At 50.8% G+C, this 22,043-nt stretch carries 26 protein-coding genes; 19 read left to right on the plus strand and 7 right to left on the minus strand.

Going from position 1 to position 22,043, the window contains the following annotated elements; genetic code table 11:
• Window positions 1–30 precede the first annotated feature (30 nt).
• Entirely contained in the window at window positions 31–1,026 is a 996-nt protein-coding gene (locus tag AC0YNS_RS01400; RefSeq protein ID WP_090976959.1) for a Gfo/Idh/MocA family protein, read from the minus strand.
• A 241-nt stretch (window positions 1,027–1,267) separates the two neighbouring features.
• Between AC0YNS_RS01400 and yidD the strand changes: the two genes are divergently transcribed.
• From yidD to AC0YNS_RS01430, 6 genes are all read left to right on the plus strand, one after another.
• Complete coding sequence (gene yidD, locus AC0YNS_RS01405; RefSeq protein ID WP_475779293.1) at window positions 1,268–1,543, plus strand: membrane protein insertion efficiency factor YidD; 276 nt, start codon at window positions 1,268–1,270, stop codon at window positions 1,541–1,543.
• Window positions 1,544–1,923: 380 nt separating this feature from the next.
• Entirely contained in the window at window positions 1,924–3,942 is a 2,019-nt protein-coding gene (gene metG / locus AC0YNS_RS01410; protein WP_475779294.1) for a methionine--tRNA ligase, read from the plus strand.
• 120 nt (window positions 3,943–4,062) lie between these two features.
• The gene (locus AC0YNS_RS01415) at window positions 4,063–5,022 is read left to right on the plus strand and encodes a metal ABC transporter solute-binding protein, Zn/Mn family (protein WP_475779295.1); all 960 of its coding nucleotides are present in this window, start codon (window positions 4,063–4,065) and stop codon (window positions 5,020–5,022) included.
• Window positions 5,023–5,038: 16 nt separating this feature from the next.
• Window positions 5,039–5,839, plus strand: a complete 801-nt coding sequence (locus tag AC0YNS_RS01420; RefSeq protein ID WP_475779296.1) for a metal ABC transporter ATP-binding protein — start codon at window positions 5,039–5,041, stop codon at window positions 5,837–5,839.
• Window positions 5,840–6,646 carry a metal ABC transporter permease gene (locus tag AC0YNS_RS01425; RefSeq protein WP_090976949.1) on the plus strand — a complete coding sequence of 269 codons (807 nt, stop codon included), beginning with the start codon at window positions 5,840–5,842 and terminating at the stop codon, window positions 6,644–6,646.
• A gap of 21 nt (window positions 6,647–6,667) precedes the next feature.
• A complete protein-coding gene (locus AC0YNS_RS01430; RefSeq protein WP_475779297.1) occupies window positions 6,668–7,381 on the plus strand; it encodes a cytochrome c biogenesis CcdA family protein in 714 nt (237 codons plus the stop codon).
• A gap of 170 nt (window positions 7,382–7,551) precedes the next feature.
• Here the strand turns inward: AC0YNS_RS01430 and splB are convergent, their stop codons facing one another.
• Window positions 7,552–8,622, minus strand: a complete 1,071-nt coding sequence (gene splB / locus AC0YNS_RS01435) for a spore photoproduct lyase (protein ID WP_475779298.1) — start codon at window positions 8,620–8,622, stop codon at window positions 7,552–7,554.
• 184 nt (window positions 8,623–8,806) lie between these two features.
• Here splB and mntR point away from each other — a divergent pair, with 184 nt between their 5' ends.
• Window positions 8,807–9,229 (plus strand): transcriptional regulator MntR, encoded by a 423-nt coding sequence (mntR, locus tag AC0YNS_RS01440; protein ID WP_090976945.1) that lies wholly within the window; start codon window positions 8,807–8,809, stop codon window positions 9,227–9,229.
• A 69-nt stretch (window positions 9,230–9,298) separates the two neighbouring features.
• Here the strand turns inward: mntR and AC0YNS_RS01445 are convergent, their stop codons facing one another.
• Both AC0YNS_RS01445 and AC0YNS_RS01450 read right to left on the minus strand, forming a co-directional pair.
• Window positions 9,299–9,598 carry a hypothetical protein gene (locus AC0YNS_RS01445; RefSeq protein ID WP_475779299.1) on the minus strand — a complete coding sequence of 100 codons (300 nt, stop codon included), beginning with the start codon at window positions 9,596–9,598 and terminating at the stop codon, window positions 9,299–9,301.
• A 32-nt stretch (window positions 9,599–9,630) separates the two neighbouring features.
• The gene (locus AC0YNS_RS01450; RefSeq protein ID WP_475780076.1) at window positions 9,631–10,533 is read right to left on the minus strand and encodes a DUF1385 domain-containing protein; all 903 of its coding nucleotides are present in this window, start codon (window positions 10,531–10,533) and stop codon (window positions 9,631–9,633) included.
• Window positions 10,534–10,790: 257 nt separating this feature from the next.
• Between AC0YNS_RS01450 and AC0YNS_RS01455 the strand changes: the two genes are divergently transcribed.
• The 5 genes from AC0YNS_RS01455 to AC0YNS_RS01475 all read left to right on the plus strand — a co-directional run bounded on the left by AC0YNS_RS01455 (window position 10,791) and on the right by AC0YNS_RS01475 (window position 14,990).
• On the plus strand, window positions 10,791–11,315 hold the full coding sequence (locus AC0YNS_RS01455; protein ID WP_475779300.1) for a YqhR family membrane protein: 525 nt from the start codon (window positions 10,791–10,793) through the stop codon (window positions 11,313–11,315).
• 85 nt (window positions 11,316–11,400) lie between these two features.
• On the plus strand, window positions 11,401–11,853 hold the full coding sequence (gene aroQ / locus AC0YNS_RS01460; protein ID WP_475779301.1) for a type II 3-dehydroquinate dehydratase: 453 nt from the start codon (window positions 11,401–11,403) through the stop codon (window positions 11,851–11,853).
• A 4-nt stretch (window positions 11,854–11,857) separates the two neighbouring features.
• Entirely contained in the window at window positions 11,858–12,934 is a 1,077-nt protein-coding gene (locus AC0YNS_RS01465; RefSeq protein WP_475779302.1) for a M24 family metallopeptidase, read from the plus strand.
• A gap of 97 nt (window positions 12,935–13,031) precedes the next feature.
• Entirely contained in the window at window positions 13,032–13,598 is a 567-nt protein-coding gene (gene efp, locus AC0YNS_RS01470) for an elongation factor P (RefSeq protein ID WP_475779303.1), read from the plus strand.
• A gap of 138 nt (window positions 13,599–13,736) precedes the next feature.
• The gene (locus AC0YNS_RS01475; RefSeq protein WP_475779304.1) at window positions 13,737–14,990 is read left to right on the plus strand and encodes an aspartate kinase; all 1,254 of its coding nucleotides are present in this window, start codon (window positions 13,737–13,739) and stop codon (window positions 14,988–14,990) included.
• A gap of 79 nt (window positions 14,991–15,069) precedes the next feature.
• Here the strand turns inward: AC0YNS_RS01475 and AC0YNS_RS01480 are convergent, their stop codons facing one another.
• The 3 genes from AC0YNS_RS01480 to comA all read right to left on the minus strand — a co-directional run bounded on the left by AC0YNS_RS01480 (window position 15,070) and on the right by comA (window position 17,219).
• Window positions 15,070–15,531 carry a DUF441 domain-containing protein gene (locus tag AC0YNS_RS01480; protein ID WP_090976930.1) on the minus strand — a complete coding sequence of 154 codons (462 nt, stop codon included), beginning with the start codon at window positions 15,529–15,531 and terminating at the stop codon, window positions 15,070–15,072.
• A 108-nt stretch (window positions 15,532–15,639) separates the two neighbouring features.
• Complete coding sequence (locus AC0YNS_RS01485; protein ID WP_475779305.1) at window positions 15,640–16,350, minus strand: 2-phosphosulfolactate phosphatase; 711 nt, start codon at window positions 16,348–16,350, stop codon at window positions 15,640–15,642.
• A gap of 29 nt (window positions 16,351–16,379) precedes the next feature.
• Complete coding sequence (comA, locus tag AC0YNS_RS01490) at window positions 16,380–17,219, minus strand: phosphosulfolactate synthase (protein ID WP_475779306.1); 840 nt, start codon at window positions 17,217–17,219, stop codon at window positions 16,380–16,382.
• A 204-nt stretch (window positions 17,220–17,423) separates the two neighbouring features.
• On the opposite strand from comA, the gene AC0YNS_RS01495 reads away from it, so the two are divergent.
• The 7 genes from AC0YNS_RS01495 (at window position 17,424) to spoIIIAF (ending at window position 22,041) form a co-directional block, all read left to right on the plus strand.
• Window positions 17,424–17,690 (plus strand): YqhV family protein, encoded by a 267-nt coding sequence (locus AC0YNS_RS01495; protein ID WP_090976922.1) that lies wholly within the window; start codon window positions 17,424–17,426, stop codon window positions 17,688–17,690.
• Window positions 17,691–17,839: 149 nt separating this feature from the next.
• Window positions 17,840–18,850 (plus strand): stage III sporulation protein AA, encoded by a 1,011-nt coding sequence (gene spoIIIAA / locus AC0YNS_RS01500; protein WP_475779307.1) that lies wholly within the window; start codon window positions 17,840–17,842, stop codon window positions 18,848–18,850.
• Window positions 18,843–19,361: a stage III sporulation protein SpoIIIAB gene (spoIIIAB, locus tag AC0YNS_RS01505; protein WP_475779308.1), complete on the plus strand. Its 519-nt coding sequence runs from the start codon at window positions 18,843–18,845 to the stop codon at window positions 19,359–19,361. Before spoIIIAA ends, spoIIIAB begins: the two co-directional genes overlap by 8 nt.
• 15 nt (window positions 19,362–19,376) lie before the next feature.
• Window positions 19,377–19,580, plus strand: a complete 204-nt coding sequence (gene spoIIIAC, locus AC0YNS_RS01510; protein ID WP_090976915.1) for a stage III sporulation protein AC — start codon at window positions 19,377–19,379, stop codon at window positions 19,578–19,580.
• A gap of 30 nt (window positions 19,581–19,610) precedes the next feature.
• Complete coding sequence (gene spoIIIAD, locus AC0YNS_RS01515) at window positions 19,611–20,006, plus strand: stage III sporulation protein AD (RefSeq protein ID WP_090976913.1); 396 nt, start codon at window positions 19,611–19,613, stop codon at window positions 20,004–20,006.
• Between the two features lie 6 nt (window positions 20,007–20,012).
• Window positions 20,013–21,293, plus strand: coding sequence for a stage III sporulation protein AE (gene spoIIIAE / locus AC0YNS_RS01520; RefSeq protein ID WP_475779309.1), 1,281 nt, complete (start codon window positions 20,013–20,015; stop codon window positions 21,291–21,293).
• Between the two features lie 22 nt (window positions 21,294–21,315).
• Window positions 21,316–22,041, plus strand: coding sequence for a stage III sporulation protein AF (gene spoIIIAF, locus AC0YNS_RS01525; protein ID WP_475779310.1), 726 nt, complete (start codon window positions 21,316–21,318; stop codon window positions 22,039–22,041).
• Window positions 22,042–22,043: the final 2 nt, after the last annotated feature.

Raw genomic sequence — 22,043 nt, forward strand, 5'->3', positions numbered from 1 at the left:
GCGCTGCCACCTCCTTCTTCGGAATTTTGTTTAGTTTTTCAGCTCGGACAGGGATACCGAACGTTTCTCGTTCTCGGAAATCGTGGAAGCTTCCATGATTTTCGTCAGATCGATCGCAAGCGCGATGTTCTCATCGGCAGTTGTGTCATTCAAGATATGACCTACCCATTGATCGAAAGCAGGGATGCGGTTAGCCGGTTGCTCGATCGTAACCCACTCTTGCGGCGAATCCGATTTAGTGCTGCGTACGCGAACCGCTTCATCCGGGAAGCCGTATAGAAGCGATCCGTCTGTACCGTGGATTTCAAAGCAGAATGGGGAGCACGCGTTAACGAAGCCCGCTTCCGCGATACCGAATGCGCCGTTTGCATAACGCAATGTTGTAACGGTGTTGTCATCGACTTCTTTGCCTGTAACGTGACCGAAAGTCGCATTAACGCTCTCAGGCAAGCCGAGGAACAAACGAGTCAGGTAAACCGGGTGGCAGCCCAGGTCGATCAGAGCGCCGCCGCCGCATTGCTCCAAGTTGTAGAAATGCTCAGGCAGCCAGCCAGCTGTCGCACCGTTGTGGGACAAGCGAACGCGCACTTGAGTCAATTCGCCAAGCAGACCTTTGCTAAGCACTTCTTGTGCAGCAAGTGTGTAAGAATCATTGATCCGCGGAAGGGAAACCGTCAATTTCACGCCTGCTTCATTAACAGCAGCGATAATTTCGTTTACTTCGCTAAGCGTTGGAGCAATAACTTTCTCTGTGAAAATATGTTTGCCGGCGCGTGCAGCTTTCACCATTACGTCGCGGTGCATGTTAGTTGGTGTATCCACAACGACAGCGTCGATATCTGTGCGTGCAAGCAGCTCATCCAGGTCAGCAATGAATTGCACGCCGAGTTTGTCCGCATTTTCTTGACCGCGGTTAGGCAGCTCATCCCATACAGCTACGATCTCTGTGTTTGGATTTCCTTGAACTTGTTTGGTGTAATCCCAGGCATGAACATGCCAATAGCTAAGCATTCCTACGCGAATCATTTAGAAATTCCTCCTGTTTATTGCTTGGATTTGGGTAATGATGTCGTGCGATCGCAGTTTTTCTTGCTCTGATTATGCGACATGGTTTAACCCTAACACAATTGAAACCGCTGTTAAATACGTTACTATGACATATTAACTATAAAATTACGACATTGCTAGTGTGGGGTGTGTTTAAGCGCATGTTAAATTGACGTTAAGATGAAATTAGGTCAAAATAGAACAAAAGGAGGCTGCGGCCATGCGAGCGATCATTAAAGCACCGATTCACGTATACCGCCGGTTTATTTCGCCGATCAAGCCGCCGACCTGCCGTTTCTATCCGAGCTGTTCTGCCTATGCGCTGGAAGCGATCGATAAGCATGGTCCGCTTCGCGGAAGCTGGCTGGCAGCCAAACGCATTTGCCGCTGTCACCCGTTTCATCCCGGAGGCATCGATTATGTGCCGCCGACCCGCGAAGAACGAGAGAGGCAGGCTTCTGCCGGCCTTGACAGTGATACGCAAGATTCGGTATAGTTTTCGCAAGAGAATCATTACCAATAGGATGTTCGATGAACGGATAAGTACAAGAGAGATGACCTAACCAGAGAGCCGGGACAGGTGGAAGCCGGCAAGGTGCAGCTTTTGGAAGATGGTCCCGGAGAACTCGTGCTCGAGCGCTCAGCCCCGGATTTAGTGGCTGAAGTAAGGGTGCGGCGACTGACCTCGTTATCGGTTTGAAGACCATCGCTTTGCATGTGCAGGCAGATGGTTCTAATGAAGCTTTCTCCGGAGCAGCATGTCGGGGAGAGAAAATTGGGTGGTACCGCGTTAGCGACAAGCTTTCGTCCCATAGTGGATGGAAGCTTTTTTTGCGTTTATGATTCAGACTAAACCCGAATAAGGAGCGAGAAACAATGAGTGAAACGACGAAACCAACCTTTTATATTACGACACCCATCTATTATCCGAGCGATAAGCTCCATATCGGTCATGCGTATACGACGGTGGCAGGCGATGCGATGGCCCGCTACAAGCGTCTGCGCGGTTATGACGTTTGGTATTTGACGGGTACTGACGAACACGGCCAGAAGATCGAACGCAAAGCGCAGGAGAAAGGGAAAACGCCTCAGCAGTTTGTCGACGATATTGTCGTGACGATTAAAGAGCTTTGGAAGAAGCTTGATATTTCCAACGATGATTTCATTCGTACAACCGAAGATCGCCATAAAACAGTCGTGGAGCAAATCTTCGATCAGCTGCTGCAGCAAGGCGATATCTATAAAGGCAACTACGAAGGCTTGTACTGTACCCCATGCGAATCGTTCTTCCTGGAGCGTCAGCTGGTGAACGGAAACTGTCCGGATTGCGGACGTCCGGTTGAGCTTGTGAAGGAAGAGAGCTATTTCTTCCGGATGAGCAAGTACGCCGATCGTTTGCTGCAGTTCTACGAAGAGAATCCGGAGTTTATTCAGCCGGAATCCCGCAAGAACGAAATGATCAACAACTTCATTAAGCCGGGTCTGGAAGACTTGGCGGTGTCCCGTACGACCTTCGATTGGGGCGTCAAAGTAAAAGGCGATCCGAAACATGTCGTGTATGTATGGATCGATGCGCTGTCGAACTACATTACGGCGATGGGTTATGGGTCAGACAATCAGTCCCAGTACGACAAGTTCTGGCCGGCTGACGTTCATCTGGTCGGCAAAGAAATCGTTCGTTTCCACACGATCTATTGGCCGATCATGCTGATGGCGCTTGATCTGCCGCTTCCGAAGAAAGTCTTCGCACACGGATGGCTTCTAATGAAGGATGGCAAAATGTCGAAGTCCAAAGGCAATGTCGTAGATCCGGTAACGTTGATTGACCGTTACGGTCTTGATGCGCTCCGTTACTACTTGCTGCGCGAAGTGCCGTTTGGTGCGGATGGTACGTTCACACCTGAGAACTTCGTGGAACGAATCAACTTTGACCTTGCGAATGATCTCGGCAACTTGCTAAACCGGACGATTGCGATGATAGACAAGTATTTCGGCGGCGAAGTTCCAGCGTATGACGGCAATGTAACAGCGTTCGATGAGACATTGTCTACTCTGGCGGTCGGTACAGCTGAGCAGGTTGAAGCGGCAATGGAGCGTATGGAGTTCTCCGTAGCCCTGACTGCGATTTGGCAGCTTGTCAGCCGCACGAACAAATATATCGATGAAACCCAGCCTTGGACGCTTGCTAAGAACGAAGAGAAGCGCGGCGAGCTCGCTTCCGTTATGCACCACTTGGCGGAAGCGCTCCGGATCATCTCGATTCTGCTGCAGCCGTTCCTGACGAATGCACCGCTGAAGATCCGCGCTCAGCTTGGACTTACTGAAGGCGCGTTAACGGATTGGAACAGCACGAAGCAATTCGGTCAATTCCCGGGCGGAACGAAAGTCGCGAAAGGCGATCCGATCTTCCCGCGCCTCGACGTAGCGGAGGAAACTTCGTTTATCGCGATATCGATGGGCGGCGGTACTGCGCCGGCGGAAGCCGAGCCGGCAGCTGCTGATACTGCAGCTGCACCAGCTGCTCAGGCCGCTCCATCTGCTTCAGCAGAGGCAGAAGCACCTGCAGCGAAAGAAGAGATCGCCATTGACGAGTTCGCCAAGGTTGAGCTGCGCGTTGCGCAAGTCATAGCTGCCGAGCCGATTCCAAAGGCAGATAAGCTGATGAAGCTGCAGCTGGACCTCGGTTTCGAGCAACGCCAAGTTGTTTCCGGGATCGCCAAATTCTACACGCCGGAGCAGCTTGTAGGACGCAAAGTCATTTGCGTGACCAACCTGAAGCCGGTTAAGCTGCGCGGCGAAATGTCGCAAGGCATGATTCTCGCCGCTTCTCACGGAGATCAATTGACACTGGCAACTGTGCCTGAAGATATGCCTAATGGCGCAATTGTGAAATAAGCATGAACGATGAACCGCCGGAGCGCTATGCTCCGGCGGTTGCTTGTTGACAGGGCATATAGGCGTCTATATAATCAAATTGTAATGTTTACGATTATGAGAAGTAGAGGTGCAGTTCGCATGAATTCGAAATTATTCCGTTCCATGGCACTGTCAGCGATTATGCTGGCATTTCTTGCTTTTATACTCGCAGGTTGCGGCTCCGCATCGAAAGGCAAGCTTGTAGAAGGGAAACTGAATGTGGTAACAAGCTTCTACCCGCTCTACTTCCTCGCTGAGCAAATCGGAGGCAGCGGCACGAATGTCATTAATATGATTCCGGCCGGCGTAGAGCCGCATGATTGGAGTCCGAAGAGCCGTGACTTGGATACGGCCTCGCAAGCGCAGCTGTTTCTGTATAACGGTGCAGGCTTAGAAGGCTGGGTCGATGACTTCTTGGAAGGCTTGCCGAGCGATACGAAGGTGATAACCGTAGAAGCAAGCAAGGACATTGTGAAGATCTCCGGTAATCCGGAGGAGGCAGAGGAAGAAGGTCACGATGACGATGAGCATAGCCATCATGTCGATCCTCATACGTGGGTGAGCCCGAAGTCCATGCTTATTATGGCGAAGACCGTACTGGATAGCTTCGTTGCGGCAGATCAGTCGCACAAGAGTGATTACGAATCCAACTATGCTAAGCTGCAAGCGAAGCTAACGGAGCTGGATAACTCGTATACGAAGGCGCTAAGCGCAGCACCGCATAAAGATATTGTTACGTCGCATCAGGCATTTGGATATTTGGCCCGTGATTATGGACTGAAACAAGTGGCTATAATGGGGTTGTCCCCTGATGCTGAGCCGAAGGCACAGGATTTGCTGCGCATCGCCAAGTATGTGAAGGACAACGGAATCAAGTATATCTTCTTCGAAGAGCTGGTATCCGATGAGTTAGCAAAGACGCTTGCCAGAGAAGCCGACGTCAGCACGATGGTGCTTAACCCGCTTGAAGGGCTTACGCCGGAGCAGGAAGCCAAGGGAGAAGATTACTTCTCTCTAATGAAGGCAAATTTGCAAAATTTAGTTCAAGCCTTACAATAGAAAGAAGGAAACAAGGATGCAGACAAAGCAGCAACAACAGCCATTTGTATGCCATCAGCCGATCATCGAGTTAAACGATGTCTCGTTTGCCTATGAGCAAAAACCGGTCATCGATGATGTCTGTTTTTCGATCCAGGAGCGGGACTTCGTGGGGCTAATCGGCTCGAACGGTGCAGGGAAGACGACACTGTTGCGTATGATCGTAGGTTTGTTGAAACCGACAAACGGGTCGATCAAGCTGTTCGGAGAGCCTGTCGGTCAGTTTAGAGATTGGAACCGAATCGGCTATGTGCCGCAGAAGAATTCATTTAATCCGCTCTTCCCGGCCACCGTGCGCGAAGTCGTATTATCCGGTTTATACAGCCGCAACAAGCTGTTTAAGAGGGTGTCGAAGGCGGATGGGATCAAGTGCGACGAGGCACTGCATGCGATGAAGATCGAGGACTTGGCAGGCAAACGAATCGGGCAGCTGTCCGGAGGGCAACAGCAGCGTGCATTTCTGGCGCGCGCACTCATCAACAATCCCGCACTGCTTATTCTGGATGAGCCGACGGTCGGTATTGATTCGGAGACACAGGAAGGGTTCTTCCACCTGATCAAGCATATGCATCAGCACCATAACATTACGTTCCTGATGGTTTCGCATGATATGGAGATGATCCGATCTTATTTGGGTCAGCAGCCTAAGCAGCAATGCGGCAAAATCAAGTTTTACGTGAAGCATTCCCATGATCTGGAGGATTGTGTGGAAACGAATTTGACGCACAGCTTACGAGAGCTGCGTCATTCCATGGAGAGAGGGAAAGTAGGCGTTTAGGTGGATATCGTAACGAGTGAATTTTTTCAGAGGGCGCTGATCGGGGGCGTGCTCATTGGTATCACGGCCCCGCTCATGGGCCTTTTTCTTGTCTTGCGAAGACTCTCCATGATCGGGGATACGTTAGCGCATGTTTCGATAGCGGGGGTTGCGCTTGGATTTCTGATCGGCGTCTACCCTGTGGCGATGGGGCTTATATTCGCGCTTGCCGCTACCTTCGCCATTGAGAAGCTGCGCAAAGCGTACAAGACCTATGCAGAGCTGTCAATCGCTATCATTATGTCAGGCGGCGTAGCGCTCGCATCGTTGCTGTTTACAATGGGCAAAGGCTTTAACGTAAGTGTCAGCGGTTATTTGTTCGGCAGCATCTATACGCTTGATTCGGTAGATCTCATATTAATCGGAGTTGTAACCGTCGTTGTTCTACTCGCAGTAGCGCTTCATGCGAAGGAGTTGTTTCTGCTCACCTTCGACGAAGATGCAGCAGCCGTAAGCGGTTTGCCGACGCGTTATTTTAATTTCATGATAAGCGTCCTTACGGCGCTCGTAATCAGCGTGTCGATCAAGATCGTCGGAGCGCTATTAGTATCCGCGCTGCTTACCATTCCGGCGGCTTGCAGCCTGATCATCGCAAGAAGCTTCAGGCAATCGGTAGTCACGGTAGTAGTCATCGCAGAGCTTGCGGTTACGATCGGTCTTCTCGTTGCAGGAGTATGGAACTTGGCGCCGGGCGGTACGATTGTGATGTTGTTAATTGTATTTCTATTGCTGCTTCTTTCCATCAGACGGAAATTTAGCGCAGGATGATGATGATGGAGGTGAGTACATATGTCTGACGTAACGATATGGGCTGCTTTCGGGGCAGGGATCGCTTCCTTTATTTCTCCTTGCTGCCTGCCGTTGTACCCGTCGTATTTGTCCTATATAACCGGCGTATCCGTAAGCGACCTGAAGAGCGAGCATCCCGGCAAGGAAGTCCGAATTCGCACGATGACCCATACTTTTTTCTTCATCTTAGGGTTCTCGGTGGTCTATTATACACTTGGCTATGGCACCAATGCATTCGCAGAGCTATTCTCCGAATATCAAACGTTAATTCGGCAGCTATCTGCCGTACTTATCATTCTGATGGGCCTTATCTTAATGGGACTGATTCAGCCGAAATTATTGCTGCGTGAAATGAAAATCCCGCTTAAAACCAGTCGTTCCGGATATTTTGCATCCTTTATCTTCGGCATTGGCTTCTCCGCAGGCTGGTCGCCGTGTACAGGTCCGATTCTGGCCAGCATCTTGCTAATGGCGGCTTCCGAGCCGGGAACGTGGTTCCAGCTCACGACCGCTTATGCACTCGGGTTTGCGATCCCCTTCTTCGTACTAGCCTTCTTCATTGGCTCAACCAGATGGATCGTTCGCTACTCCAGCATCATGATGAAGATCGGCGGCGCCGTCATGCTGCTCATGGGCGTCCTGCTCTTCACCGACCGGATGACCAAAATCACCATCTGGCTGAACACCATCACGCCGGATTGGCTGAAATTCTAAAAGTATTGTCAATTACCGTTTCTAACGGGACGGAAGAAACGAAGGGATTGTGACCGGAGAGTTTACGTGCTGCCTTTGATAGGGGGATATTTATTGAAGTTCCCAGATAACCCCCAATCAACAGCAGCCGCAGGCACATCCCTTCGTTCTGAAGCCTCCCGTTTAAACCATCAAGTAAAGTACTCAATCTTAGCATCTTCAAAATGTTCAAAGATGCGCTCCGAGATAAACATGCGGAGCGCTTCTGCTTGTTCATCGGGGTATACGTATTTGCCTTGTCCCCAGCGGCCCCATTTGTATTTACGCTTCTCGATGTCCATCTCAAGCTTGGTGCGAGGGTAACGCTTCTCGATGACGGTTTTCGCTGTCTTGGTGAAACGATGCTGAATGAGCTCGAATGTCAAATTTGATGAGGCATCCTTCGGAAGGGCGGCAGCAAGGGAAGAGAGGAGTTCTGCATAGCCCTCTTGCCAGCCTTCATGCCAGATAATCGGTGCAATGATGAAGCCGAGCGGGTAGCCGGCTCTGGCGATTTTGGCAGCTGCTTCGATGCGCTGTTCGAACCTAGAGGTGTTCGGCTCGAAGTTCTTGATGACATAATTGGCATTCACGCTGAAACGAATGCGAGTATGATTATTATGCTTAATATCCAGCAATGAATCTACATAGTGATACTTCGTAACGAAGCGGAGCCTGCCGTACTCTTGTCCGGCCATGAATGTAATGAGCTCACGCAAGCTGCCTGAAATCGGCTCAAGACCGACCGGGTCGGAGGTACAAGCGGCTTCGAACCTCGTGATTTCCGGTATGCGTTCATCGATATAACCCTTGGCAGCTTGTATGATATCATCGGTATTCACGTAAATACGGATATAAGGCTTGGCACCTAATGTCGTTTGAAGATAACAATAATGGCAATGACCCATGCAGCCGGTTGCGATAGGGATGGCGTATTCGGCCGATGGCTTGGATGTATCGAATTTGAGCGTTTTGCGGATGCCGACGACGAGCGTTCTTTTCGCGATTTTATACTGTTCCAGCTCGGTTTCGCCCGGTAAATTGGTAATTCGATTATGAGAGGTCGTCATTTTGTAAGGAATACCGATTGACTTCACCCATTCCATAATCCGCTTACCTTTAGGGTAGTCAAGCGCGGCAGGCTCGAAATAAACAAGCTCCGGAATAAAGGAGTCATGTACACGTATGTTTACGGGTGGTCGTTCAGACACAGTTGTACTCAAGTTGAGTAATGCCTCCTTAGGATTCAAACGAAAGGTAGCATTAGTTTGATGAAATCCGTCACAAAGCAAACATGGAAAGTTAAGTGCGACAGGTTGCGGCGTATATGGCGGGCGGTGTATGATACTAAGAGTGATGCGAGGATGGTCCTATCGTACAGGATGACGGTGAATGGAGGAAAGTGGAATGCCTACTCCGAGTATGGAGGATTATTTAGAACGAATTTATAAATTGATCGACGAGAAAGGGTACGCGAGGGTCTCCGATATTGCGGAGGGACTTGAGGTTCATCCTTCTTCCGTAACGAAGATGATTCAGAAGCTGGATAAAGACAGCTATCTGATCTATGAGAAGTACCGCGGCCTAGTGCTGACCAATAAAGGGAAGAAAATGGGCAAACGTCTCGTGGAGCGGCATCATTTGCTCGAAACGTTCCTGACACTTATAGGGGTACAAGACGAGAACATTTATAAAGATGTGGAAGGGATCGAACATCACTTGAGCTGGGATTCGATCACCTGCATCGAAACGCTGGTCGAATACTTCAGGCGCGACCCATCGCGCATGGAAGCATTCAAGGCCGTGCACGCTGACTTGAATAACGAGTAAAACAAAGGGGCATCTCCAAGCCGTCATGATAGTCATGGCGCTTAGGGATGCCCCTTATAATTGTTGCAGTTAATGATATTTAGGTAAATTGTCATCATCCTTGCCGCCTTCGATCACGCGAAACGGCATATTCTTACGAGTTTTACTCTTGCTTGCCTGCTGCTGGTCCTTTCGCGCTCCGGTCTTGTAACGCGGCTTGACTTTCGCTCTTGCAGCGGCGCCCGGAGGGAATTTGTAGAGCAGGTAGATAGCACCGAATACGACGACCGGGATGATAAGCTGGTAGGGATTGCTTATCGTTTGGCTAATGATACCGATGACGACAAGCGCTAGGATGATGACTGACAGAAGGCTCATTTTACGTGGCATGACCTTCACCCTTCCTTCCCAAATCTTTACTATTAGGCTTGTGTGGTTTTGGCTACCTGGCCGTCCAGCTCCAGCATACGATTGAAGGAAGCGATCGATACAGCCACTTGCTCATCCGTAGGCTCTTTCGTCGTTAGCTTCTGAAGCCATAGCCCGGGGTAACCAAGGAAACGAAGTACAGGCAGATCGCGCAGCGCATTTGTGAATCGAAGCGCTTCGTAAGATGCGCCTAGGACAACCGGCAACAACAGGATGCGAAGATAAATCCGTTCCCATAAGGAATCCCAGTGGAAGAACGAATATACGATCACGCCGACCAATACGGAGAACACGATGAAACTGCTTCCGCAGCGGTAATGCAAGCGTGTGAATCGTTGTACATTGGAAACCGTGAGCTCCGCTCCGGCTTCGTAAGCGCTTATTACTTTATGCTCCGCGCCGTGATACTGGAACAATCGTTTGATGATCGGTGTGAGCGAGATGAAATATAAATAAGAGAGCAGAAGCAGGATTTTGATAAATCCTTCGATAAGGTTGTGTAATATTATATTCTCGAAAGCTCGTTCGAAGAGCAACTGTTCGAGAAGTGCCGGTACAAGAGTGAAGATCAGCTTACCGAACACGAAGGATAAGATCCCCGCAATCGCAACCCCGACAATCATGCTGAGGCTCCAGCCGCTCTTCTCCTTGGTTGCACTTGGTTTGTCGCCGTCTTTCGTTTCTTCCAGTTCATCTTCCGCGTACGATTCCATCGAGAAATTTAAATGCTGTGATCCTTTGGCGCTTGATTCAAGAATTGCGACTACGCCGCGGAGCAACGGTATTTTTTTGAGCTTCTGAATCCATGGTTTTGTCGTGCGAGGTACTTCATAGAAAATGATTTCATTATTCTTGCGACGAACCGCAGTCACATTTGCATGTCTTCCTGCAAACATAACTCCTTCAATGACGGCTTGTCCGCCATAAATATTTTGCGAGCTTTGAGACAAGGGCGAATCACCATCCTTTAGTTTGACATTTGCGTCTATGAATAATTTCGAATTCTCTCCTTATTGTACTTGATTCACGTGCTGATTGCGAGTAGCATCGATTCCCTGAAATGCCGAATGTTCCGATTTGCGGCAGAAACGATTGCACATACTAACGCCAAACACTCACTTGATCAAGCTATTTTGAAGGAGGCGCATGACAGATGCGTAAAGTAAATACAGAACGCAGAAAGCAAAGCAGTCCAAGCGATTATAACGGTAAGCCGCATACGAATACGTTTCGCTATTGTCTGAAATTAGGGTTCTATGCGGGCATGATGTGGGGCTTGCTGCACTGGCTGCTGTACGCCATTAAATTTACAAAGGTAACGCCTGGGTTTCTCATTGAGCCTTTCTTCCAGCAGACCTTCATCAAGTCAGGGTGGGGGCACTTCACTGGTATAGTGGCATTCACCGTGTTTTCGATTATTGCTACCTTCATCTATAAGGTCCTGCTCGGGAAGCTGGGGGGACCATGGCCAGGGATGTTCTACGGCTTAGTCTGGTGGCTCCTGTTGTTTATGACAATCGGTCCTGCTATGCAGATGATGGATCCCGTTAACAAAATCGGCTACGATACGCTAATTACGGAAGGCTGTTTCTTCACTCTATGGGGCTTGTTTATCGGCTACACGATTGCCTTCGAATTTACCGATGAAGCGTCGAGAGAGCCGGCTGGCGCACTCTAACCGTACACGGGTCCGGAGAGCCCTTCTCAAATGGTGGGTCTTTGTGATAGAATGGCTAATGATCTATGCGCCGGGAGGACTCTCCATGACCAGAATACTTGTACTAAATGGGCCGAATTTGAACATGCTCGGCATCCGGGAACCCGGAGTTTACGGCTCGATGTCGCTGCAAGCAATCGAATCGTTAGTGAAGGAAACTGCAGATACGCTTGGAGCGGAAGTATCGTTCTTTCAGTCGAATCATGAGGGAGCGATCATTGATCGCATTCATGAAGCATTTGGCCAAGCGGATGGAATCGTCATGAATCCGGGAGCTTTTACTCATTACAGCTATGCGATTCGCGATGCAATCAGCAGCGTAGGCTTGCCTGTAGTAGAGGTACATATCTCGAATATTCATAAACGTGAAGCATTCCGCCATGTTTCGGTTATCGCGCCTGTCGCCATCGGTCAAATTGCCGGATTTGGCGCACAGAGCTATGTGCTTGGCTTGAACGCACTGGTTCAACATTTACAGCAGCATAATGAAAAAGGGTGATTCCATGACATCTAAACGATTAGCCGGTTTACGCGATAAACTGCCTGCCCTGCAGGTGGATGCCATTCTCGTAACGAGTGCCGTTAACCGTCGGTACATAAGTGGATTTACAGGCTCATCAGGCGTGCTGCTCATCACCGCTTCAGACAGTTGGCTGTTGACTGATTTCCGTTATATGACACAGGCTCCAGAGCAAGCAACGGACTTTACGGTTGTCGAGCATGGACCGAGGTGGATTGATACGGTAAAGGATCTGGCCGCTTCCGCGGGAGTTCGCAAGCTTGCTTTCGAACAGGATCACGTCGTATTCAGCAGCTACACGGCTTGGAACGAAGCGCTTGGCACTGCAATTGAATTGACGCCGGCTTCCGGTGTCATTGAGGATTTGCGACTGTTCAAGGATGAAGCAGAGCTTGCAGTAATACGCGAATCTTGCGCGCTTGCAGATGAAACGTTCAACCATATTCTTGGCTTTATCAAGCCGGGTCTGCGTGAACGCGAAGTAGCGCTTGAAATGGAGATGTTTATGCGCAGCAGAGGCGCAACATCCTCTTCATTCGATACCATCGTAGCATCAGGGGAACGTTCTGCACTGCCGCATGGTGTTGCAAGTGACCGAGTAATTGGCAATAATGAGTTTGTGAAGCTTGATTTTGGCGCTTTATATAACGGTTATTGCTCCGACCTTACGAGAACGATCGTGGTAGGGAAACCTACTGACCGTCATCGTGAGATCTATGACATTGTATTAGAAGCACAGCTTGCTGCATTGGCAGGCATTAAACCGGGCATGACCGGACGTGAAGCGGACGCATTGGCGCGCGACATTATTACGCGTCATGGCTACGGCGACAAATTCGGACATGGAACGGGTCACGGCTTTGGAATGGAAATTCACGAGTCGCCTCGTTTGTCGGTAGGCGGAACTACCGTTCTGGAACCGGGTATGACCGTTACGGTGGAGCCGGGCATTTACATTCCGGGTTTCGGCGGCGTTCGGATCGAAGACGATATTGTCATCACCGCTGATGGAAATGCGTTATTAACCTCATCCCCGAAGACATTGTTCACTTTGGCGTGAGTTTTATAAAAGAAGAGGTGCGTCAAACACCTTATTACCATTTAAAGTGAGAGTTTGAATCCATCAAACTCCCTATTAAAGTACAGGAGGAATTGCAGTGATTTCAGTTAATGATTTTAAAACAGGCCTAACCGTTGAGGTAGAGGGCGATATCTTCACAGTAATTGATTTTCAACACGTTAAACCGGGTAAAGGCGCAGCATTCGTTCGCTCGAAGCTGAAGAACCTCAGAAACGGCAACACCGTGGAAAGAACGTTCCGCGCTGGCGAGAACATCGGTAAAGCAAACATCGAGAACCGTGCGGTTCAATACCTGTACAACTCCGGTGCCGAGTATTCTTTCATGGATAACGAAACTTATGACCAATTCACGCTGGATAAGAAGCAGCTGGAATGGGAAATTAACTTCCTGAAAGAAAACATGACGGTTAACATCTCCAGCTACAATACAGAAATCATCGGTATCCAATTGCCGAACACGGTTGACTTGAAGGTTACTGAAACAGAACCTGGCGTTAAAGGTAACACAGCGCAAGGCGCTACGAAGAACGCAACTTGTGAAACAGGCCTTAACGTTCAAGTTCCTCTCTTCATTAACGAAGGCGATGTACTGCTTATCGATACACGCGATGGCAAATACATCTCCCGCTCTAAAGATCAATAAGAACCAGCAGCAAAGCCGTCCGGACATCGCGCCGAACGGCTTTTTTGTCATATTCAAACTTACGCACATATGATATAATCTTGTTTTATGAAGAACATTAGACTTTACACTTAGAACTGCGTTGGGAGTGGATCAGAAGTGTCGTTGATAGTAATGAAGTTCGGCGGCAGCTCCGTCGGCTCAACAGAGCGGATGCAACGGGTTGCAAGGCGAATCGCCGATTATAAGGAAGCCGGTCATAAGGTTGTAGTAGTCGTCTCCGCTATGGGAGATACAACCGACGATCTAATCGATCAATCCAAGCTGCTAAACGCGAACCCGCCCGCACGTGAAATGGATATGCTGCTGACGGTAGGCGAACAAATATCGGTTGCGCTGCTTTCGATGGCCATTGATGCAATCGGGCATAAGGCAATGTCATTTACAGGCTGGCAAGCAGGGATTGAGACAGAAGCGGTACATGCGAAAGCACGGATTACGGATATTCAGCCGGATCGTATTTTTGCTGCATTGGACAATGGGTACACGGTTATTGTTGCAGGCTTCCAGGGTTCCACTTCTGCAGGCGAAATCACGACACTGGGCCGTGGCGGTTCCGATACAACGGCTGTAGCGCTGGCTGCTGCCATCAAAGCGGATGTTTGCGAAATTTACACGGATGTTGACGGGATCTACTCGACAGATCCGCGGGTAGTCAAATGCGCTCGTAAATTGGATGAGATTTCGTACGACGAAATGCTCGAGCTTGCTAACTTAGGTGCAGCAGTTCTTCATCCGCGAGCAGTAGAATATGCCAAGAATTATAACGTACGTCTTGTAGTTCGTTCTAGCTTTACGCAAAATGAAGGCACGAGTGTGAAGGAGGAAGCGGTCATGGAACAAGGGATGGTCGTTCGCGGCATCGCCTATGACAAAAACGTAGCACGAATCAGTATTCTGGGTGTAGAAGATATTCCGGGCGTACTTGCTAAAGTGTTCGGCGCGCTTGCTTCTAGCGGCATTGACGTCGATATCATCGTTCAAAGCGGCACCCAAGACGGCAAAGCAGACTTTGCATTCACGGTTTCCCTGAACGATAAAGATAGAGCAATCGCAGTCGTAGAAAGCATCCGCAGCGAAGTGCCTTACCGTGAAGTCACCTCCGAAGTTGATCTCGTTAAAGTCTCCATCGTTGGCGCAGGCATGGTAAGCAACCCTGGTGTTGCCGCGAAAATGTTCGCAGCGATCTACGAGCTGGGCATCAGCATCAAGCTGGTTTCGACATCCGAGATTCGTTTATCGGTTGTTATTGCTGCCGATACGGTTCATGATGTTATCCGTGCGCTTCATACGGCATACGGACTTGACACCGCTGAGCAAGTATTTGTTGGCGGACCACAAGACAGACGTTAAGAGTTTAGAGAGATAGAACAAAGGACAGCAGCGCCATGGAGCGCTGCTGTCCTTTTTGCTGCCGAGCCGGGCTTCTCGCTTAGAAACGATCAGCAATAAAGCTGAATAGCTTAAACAAGATCGCCGTTATTCCGGCGGCCATCAGGGGACCAACCGGTATGCCGCGTAGAAACACAATACCAATTATGGATCCGACCACAAGGCCTACGATGAGCTGAGGATCAAACTTTAGCATTTCAAGGCCTTTACCGTTCACATAGGTGGCGATTGCGCCTCCGGTCAGTGCCAATATGCCTGGCCAAGAGGTGATGACATTCATCATGTCCTTGGAATTGATCCGCTCGGAAGCGAATGGGACGAGAACGCTGAACGTCAGAAATAACAAACCAAGCTCGAGTCCCCGGCGTTCGATCGTAGGGAGAAATCGATCCAAATGGACGAGCTTGACGATCAGCAGCACGCAGGCTGCGGTTGAAATAATCGGCGAACGGCCGATTAAGCCGATTACAATCAGAAGAACAAGAACTACTTCCCCGCTCATGCTTGTAGACTCCTTCAATCCGTATGTCACCGCCTTCGCGCCTCACGCGCGGGCGCCCATACTCCATTGTATGGAACAAGCCTCCCGGTTATGTCAGATCCGCCTTGCTCAGCCCTGGACGAGCATATCGCCTTGCATTCTTGGTACGATCCCGCTGATATTGACTAGGCTGCAGCGCTCAATATCCCGACCGCTGCCGTTCTTGTTCAGCCGTTTCCCTGTCGTGCACGATTGAAGCAGCTCATGAATCTTGCCTCCGGCGCTCCTATAGAGTCCGAGCATCGCAGAGCCGATATCGTTCATCTCAAGCGGAGCAGGGCTGAGCTGCTGTAGCTCGCTAATAAGCAAGCCGGCGCATAAGCCGTCCTCAAGTGCGAATTCATCGTGGCTTCCGGCGCACAGCAGCACAATATCGCGGCGCAGCTCCAGCGCCGTACGCGCACAGGCTGCCGCATTATTGAGGGAACCGACAAGCACATGGTCGGCTCGCATCGCTTTATGAATGGCACGCGTGCCATTCGTTGTCGTTAATACAATTCGGCGGCCGAGTACGTTGTCTGTCGTAAACTCCTCCGGGGAGTTTCCCAGATCAAAGCCGGGAATTTTGCGGCAGAAGCGTTCGCCTGCGATTAAATTGCCGCTGCTTTGCAGCGCTCTCGCTTCGAGAACGGTTTCGACAGGCACAATGCCGGCTGCTCCGGCTTCCAACGCTGCAACGATCGTACTCGTAGCGCGCAGCACATCAATGACGATAGCCGTCCGATGCGTGAAGCGTTCGGATTGCGCTTCGTTGACGTTGGAAATCACTTCGATATGCATACGTGAAACAACATCCTTCCCAAGCTTCCTTAAATCATATAAATAAAGGGCTCAACGCGAGCGCCGAAATGAAACGTATCTGAGCGGAGTCCGCGACGCATCGTCTCCAGCGCCATCACTTCCGTAGGTTGAATATTGCCTAAATTCACTTCTGAGCCGAACGTTTGCAGGAGCAGAACTTGCTGCTGTTTCAAAGGCGTTTCCCACATGATGCGAGAAATATCGCCCAGGGAGTGGCTGACAGCTTCCAGCACACTTTGAGAGCAATCGCCGTTACGATCGAATAATCCCACGTCCATCCCCGATTCTCTGGCTTCAATCGTGACCAATGCGGCACCGGCCTGCCAGTCTGCCTCGGCCGTTACAACTAATTCTTGGGCGTCCACAAGTGACCCGGACAGTTTCTTGCCGTATTCGGTAACGACATTCAGACCATTGGCAAGACCTTCTTTAATGAGCTCCGTACGGAGCTTGCGGCTGAGCTCGATGGTGCCATCGGAAACCTCGATTCCATTAAATCCGAGTCGGCACACCGTTCGGAAGAAAGCAGGTACAACATCCTGTTGAACGGCCGTCTCAAGCAGCGTTCCACCGGGCATGATCGTAAGTCCGCACCGCTTAGCCAGCTCGATCTTGCTCAGGAGCAGATCGGTTGGATAGAGGGGAGCTGTACCAAAGCCCAGCTTGATGCAATCGATGTAACCCGCTGCTGTTTCGAGCAGATCTGAGAACGCATGACGTCCGAGTCCTTTGTCAATGACCATGGTTTTGCCGCGTCCGGAAGTCCGGTGCGCATTCTTGGCGACCTCACGCTGGCCGCTTGGATCGTGTAAGGCCGAAGGCCAAGTAGCCTGTGTAATAGATCTCATGATATCTCCTCGCAATCGTTTCTTTTCCACAGCAATATATGCAGGGAGCCCAGAGCGTGTGCGAGGGGGAATGTGCCTCTTATTCGTAGTTTGCCAAAGTTGTGAGAATGAAAGAGAGACAGGCATGCATAGGCTGTAGAAGAGCCGGGCGTTCTAGCAATACGTGCTGCGCGCTCATGTTCACTAGGGAAAGAGGCGATAGAGATGCTTAACAAAATCGTGCTTAGTATGGCATCGATCCGCATGTTCTCCGGCTCGCTGGAGATCATGGCCGCACTGCTGATGCTGCGTCTGAACCAAATTGATAAAGCGCTCGTTGTGAACTCATCACTTGCACTTGTAGGGCCGTTCGTGCTTATCTCGACGACAATGATCGGCCTCGTAGGTCTCTCGGATAAAATATCGTTTGCTAAAATGCTCTGGATCGTTTGCGGGGTCGCTTGCATTCTGATCGGTGTGCTCAAGAAATGAAACAAGAAGGATTATGCAGAGGTTCAATATAGCGGGGAATCTAGTCATATTACGCGGCCTTGCGGAATAGAATGGGATACAAAGATGGACAATCACTCATCACTCACTCTATCAATCTAGTAGAAACGAAGAGCCGGGAGGGATGCCGGATGCTCAAAAAAGTGCAGCATTTGCTGCCTTCCGAGCTTACAGAGGTGCTCGGACGAATACCGGAGCGGCTGAAAGATGCCGTAGAAGAGATTCGCATCCGAGAGAACAGACCGCTTGAAATCAGCACTGGACTAGCCTTCTGGTTCGTTACCCCGCAAGGGATCCTGCAGCCGAATCCGGAGAATGCGTACAAACCTTCTTCGGAAACATGCCGCAAGCTGCTCGAACGTGTAACGAATCACTCGCTCTACGCAATGGAAGAAGAACTGCGTCGCGGTTATATCACGGTAGCCGGCGGACATCGAATCGGACTGGCTGGGCGCACGGTGCTGGAGCATGGACAAGTTCGCGGCATCCGCGATATTGCCGCGTTTAATGTGCGGATTGCCAGAGAAGTCATCGGCGCCGCTGCATCGCTGCTGCCGAAGCTGCTGGACCATCAGAGACGCTCGTTGCAGTCAACGCTTGTAATCGCGCCGCCTCAGCAAGGCAAGACGACGCTCGTTCGCGATCTGGCTAGGGCGGTTAGCAGCGGCACTTGGGGACATCCTTCTGCGATGGACTGGCCCGGACGCAAGGTCGGCATTGTGGATGAGCGCTCCGAAATCGCCGCATGTGTCAGAGGTGTTCCTACCTTTAATGTTGGTCCTCGAACCGATGTGATGGATGCTTGTCCGAAAGCAGAGGGGATGATGATGATGCTTCGCTCCATGTCGCCGGAGATTATGATCGTCGATGAGATCGGCCGCGAAGAGGATGGCGATGCCATTCTGGATGCGAGCCATGCCGGCGTTACGGTGATCGCGACAGCACATGCCAAGGACCTGGAGGACGCAAGAGGCCGGCCGGTTCTTGGCAGATTGCTCGCAGCCGGGGCATTCCAGCAATGCGTAGAGCTTCGGCGCAATGGTGGAAGCCTGATGAGCCGAGTGCTCCCGGCCGCGGCGGCCGGAAGAGCGCCGGCGGCTAGAGAGCCGACTGCGTGGAAGGGAGGCGATCGCCATGGTTAAGCTTATCGGCGCTGCGTTAATCTTGTTCGCCGGCACGATGATCGGCTTCCTCCAAGCGTCGCGCTATGCCGCGCGGCCGATCCAGATCAGGCAGCTCATCTACGCCTTACAACGGCTTGAGACCGAAATCGGGTATGGGTACACGCCGCTCCCGGAGGCCATCAGCCGCTGCGCAGCTTACTTGCCTGAGCCGATCGCGTCATTGCTCCAAGATGTAAACAGGCGGCTGGAGCAGTCAGATGAGCTGACCTTCCGCGAAAGCTGGGAAGGGGCAGCAAACGCGTTTTGGCCGCATACGGCCATGCGGCAGCCGGAGCAAGCTGCATTGATTCGACTCGGCTCTGCGCTTGGGATCAGCGACAGGGAAGATCAGATTAAGAACCTGAAGCTTGCCATGCAGCAGCTGCAGTCGGAGGAAGAAGCGGCACGGCACGATAGTGCGCGGTTTTCGAAAATGTGGAAGAGCCTCGGAGTTCTCACAGCCGCGCTAGTCGTCATTTTGATTTTGTAGCGGGGTGCCGGAAGAATGAACATTGATGTGAGCGCCATCTTTCAAATTGCCGGAATCGGCATTATCACGGCGATGATCCATACCGTACTCAAGCAGATGGGCAAAGAAGATATGGCGCACTGGGTAACGCTGATCGGATTTGTCGTCGTCCTATTTATGGTCGTGAGCCTCTTGAACGATCTGTTTCAAGAAATCAAAACGATCTTCCTGTTTCAATGACGCTACTCGGGCAAGGCGGGTGAACGAAACATGGAAATCATCCAAATCGTCGGGCTAGGTTTAGTTGCGACGGTGCTCGTCCTCGTCGTACGCGAACAGAAGCCGATGTTCGGTTTCTTGCTGGCAGCCTTTACGGGGCTCTTCATTTTCTTGTTTGTCATCGGCAAGATCGAAGCGGTCATCGCGGTGCTGGAGCAGCTGGCTGATCGTTCCGGCATACCGTCTATCTACTTGAAGACCATTCTGAAAATCATCGGAATTGCCTACATTGCGGAGTTCGGTTCCCAAATTGTACGAGACGCCGGGCAGGAGAGCATCGCTTCGAAGATTGAATTTGCCGGTAAAATACTCATTCTCGTGCTGGCCGTCCCGATCATCAGCGTCATCGTAGAAACAGTACTCGGCCTTCTGCCGGTGGGGAGTTGAAGCATTATGCGGCGGCACTGGACCATCCGATTCGCGGTGCTGCAAGCATTGCTCATGCTGGGGCTGCTGACGATTCTGCCAATTGCCGTATTTGCGGATTCGCAAACGAGCAGTCACAACACGGCTGCCATCGTTGAACCGACAGCTGCACCGGAAGCGGACGACCTCACTTCAAACGACAATGCCGTTTCGGTCAATAAGAATTTGGCCGGTGATCAGGTCAAGGAGATCAATACGGAAGATGTAGAGAAATATTGGAACAAGCTGATGTCTGAATACGGGGGATTCTTCCCCGATAACAACGTGCCAAGCTTTGCCGAAATGATCATGCCCGGCGGCGAAGGATTGAAGCTGACAACGGTGCTTTCGGGACTGCTCAAGTATGCCCTGCACGAAATTTTGTATAACGGTAAGCTGCTGGTCACGATTGTCATTCTAACCGTGTTCAGCATGATGCTCGAGACGATGCAAACCGCCTTCGAACGCAATGCCGTCAGCAAAGTTGCTTACAGTATCACCTACATGGTCATGATCGTCCTAGCCGTAAACAGCTTCAATGTCGCCATCGGCTACGCGAAGGATGCCATCACCGGGATGATCCAGTTCATGCTTGCCATGATGCCGCTGCTGCTCACGCTGTTAGCCACAATGGGCAGCGTTGTAACGGTGTCGGTGCTTCATCCGTTGATCATCTTCATGATTAATGCCGTCGGCACAGTCATTTATACGTTCGTTTTCCCGCTGCTCTTCTTCTCGGCAGTCTTGCATATTGCAAGTGCGGTGTCGGATAAGTTCAAGGTGACTCAGCTGGCGAATGTGCTGCGCAACTTCAGTGTCGGTTTGCTCGGTGTCATGCTGACCGTGTTCCTTGGGGTTATCTCCGTGCAGGGAGCTACCGGTTCGGTGACCGACGGCGTTACGATGCGAACTGCAAAGTTTATTACGGGGAATTTCGTTCCTGTCATTGGTCGAACCTTCTCAGATGCGGCAGACACGGTCATGTCGGCTTCACTGCTTGTGAAGAATGCAATTGGACTTGCAGGTGTGGTCATTATTTTGTTCCTATGTGCGTTTCCTGCCCTCAAAATCATTACACTTGCGCTCATCTACAACGTATCGGCAGCCATCATGCAGCCGCTTGGCGATAGTCCTATCGTGAGCTGTCTGCAAACCATAGGCAAAACGCTGATTTACGTGTTTGCCGCACTAGCTGCTGTCGGACTCATGTTCTTCCTGGCCATCACCATCATACTTACAGCAGGCAATGCAGCAATCATGATTCGGTAAAAGTTAGGCGGTGGAATTCAACATGATGAGCTGGCTGGCGGTTTGGCTGCAGCAAATAATCGCGGTTGTGCTGCTGGCGGGGTTTATCGATCTGCTGCTGCCGAACAAAGCGATGCAGCGTTATGTCAGACTTGTAGCGGGTTTAATCATTCTGCTGACGATCCTTACACCGATCATACGGCTGCTGCAAGGTGATTTTAACGCCAAACTTGATGCGCAGGTAGAGAGTTGGGTCCATAACACGAAGTCTGAGCAATTCCACATGCCAACACTTGAGGATATCCAGCAAAATGCCAAGGACCTGCAGCGCAAGCAGCAGTCAGCAGCAACAACATTGACCGAGCAGAAGCTGGAGGAAGCGATGAAAGCCGAGCTGGCAGAGAACGCCGGGCTTCATGCAGCGGCTGTCGACGTCAAGCTGGAAATGAATAAAGACGGGCAATCCGCTCAGATTGCCGGTGTTACCGTAACGCTGCTGCCGCCTGAAGAGCAGGCTGCTGCCAATGCTGAGCAGTCTGATGAAGCGAAAGCCGTAGATGAGGTCGAAGCAATTGAGGTTACCGTACAGCCGGAATCAACTTCGGAGGGTGATCGTCAATCCGCATCCGATGATTCGGATACGGCTGAGAAAGAAGCGCCTGGTGCGGTGACGGATGCGGTGAAAGATGTACTTCGATTAGGCTGGGGCGTGGCGCCTCGATTAATCGAGGTGAAGGTACAGCAAACAGCTTCAGATGCGGCTTACTAATG

This window comes from Paenibacillus sp. J22FR21 (assembly GCF_056269135.1).

Bases quoted from the DNA above. Each gene is read 5' to 3' on its own strand.
- AC0YNS_RS01400 (WP_090976959.1), bottom strand. From the start codon at position 1,026: ATGATTCGCGTAGGAATGCTTAGCTATTGGCATGTTCATGCCTGGGAT.
- yidD (WP_475779293.1), top strand. From the start codon at position 1,268: ATGCGAGCGATCATTAAAGCACCGATTCACGTATACCGCCGGTTTATT.
- metG (WP_475779294.1), top strand. From the start codon at position 1,924: ATGAGTGAAACGACGAAACCAACCTTTTATATTACGACACCCATCTAT.
- AC0YNS_RS01415 (WP_475779295.1), top strand. From the start codon at position 4,063: ATGAATTCGAAATTATTCCGTTCCATGGCACTGTCAGCGATTATGCTG.
- AC0YNS_RS01420 (WP_475779296.1), top strand. From the start codon at position 5,039: ATGCAGACAAAGCAGCAACAACAGCCATTTGTATGCCATCAGCCGATC.
- AC0YNS_RS01430 (WP_475779297.1), top strand. From the start codon at position 6,668: ATGTCTGACGTAACGATATGGGCTGCTTTCGGGGCAGGGATCGCTTCC.
- mntR (WP_090976945.1), top strand. From the start codon at position 8,807: ATGCCTACTCCGAGTATGGAGGATTATTTAGAACGAATTTATAAATTG.
- AC0YNS_RS01445 (WP_475779299.1), bottom strand. From the start codon at position 9,598: ATGCCACGTAAAATGAGCCTTCTGTCAGTCATCATCCTAGCGCTTGTC.
- AC0YNS_RS01450 (WP_475780076.1), bottom strand. From the start codon at position 10,533: ATGTTTGCAGGAAGACATGCAAATGTGACTGCGGTTCGTCGCAAGAAT.
- AC0YNS_RS01455 (WP_475779300.1), top strand. From the start codon at position 10,791: ATGCGTAAAGTAAATACAGAACGCAGAAAGCAAAGCAGTCCAAGCGAT.
- aroQ (WP_475779301.1), top strand. From the start codon at position 11,401: ATGACCAGAATACTTGTACTAAATGGGCCGAATTTGAACATGCTCGGC.
- AC0YNS_RS01465 (WP_475779302.1), top strand. From the start codon at position 11,858: ATGACATCTAAACGATTAGCCGGTTTACGCGATAAACTGCCTGCCCTG.
- AC0YNS_RS01480 (WP_090976930.1), bottom strand. From the start codon at position 15,531: ATGAGCGGGGAAGTAGTTCTTGTTCTTCTGATTGTAATCGGCTTAATC.
- AC0YNS_RS01485 (WP_475779305.1), bottom strand. From the start codon at position 16,350: ATGCATATCGAAGTGATTTCCAACGTCAACGAAGCGCAATCCGAACGC.
- comA (WP_475779306.1), bottom strand. From the start codon at position 17,219: ATGAGATCTATTACACAGGCTACTTGGCCTTCGGCCTTACACGATCCA.
- AC0YNS_RS01495 (WP_090976922.1), top strand. From the start codon at position 17,424: ATGCTTAACAAAATCGTGCTTAGTATGGCATCGATCCGCATGTTCTCC.
- spoIIIAA (WP_475779307.1), top strand. From the start codon at position 17,840: ATGCTCAAAAAAGTGCAGCATTTGCTGCCTTCCGAGCTTACAGAGGTG.
- spoIIIAB (WP_475779308.1), top strand. From the start codon at position 18,843: ATGGTTAAGCTTATCGGCGCTGCGTTAATCTTGTTCGCCGGCACGATG.
- spoIIIAC (WP_090976915.1), top strand. From the start codon at position 19,377: ATGAACATTGATGTGAGCGCCATCTTTCAAATTGCCGGAATCGGCATT.
- spoIIIAD (WP_090976913.1), top strand. From the start codon at position 19,611: ATGGAAATCATCCAAATCGTCGGGCTAGGTTTAGTTGCGACGGTGCTC.
- spoIIIAE (WP_475779309.1), top strand. From the start codon at position 20,013: ATGCGGCGGCACTGGACCATCCGATTCGCGGTGCTGCAAGCATTGCTC.
- spoIIIAF (WP_475779310.1), top strand. From the start codon at position 21,316: ATGATGAGCTGGCTGGCGGTTTGGCTGCAGCAAATAATCGCGGTTGTG.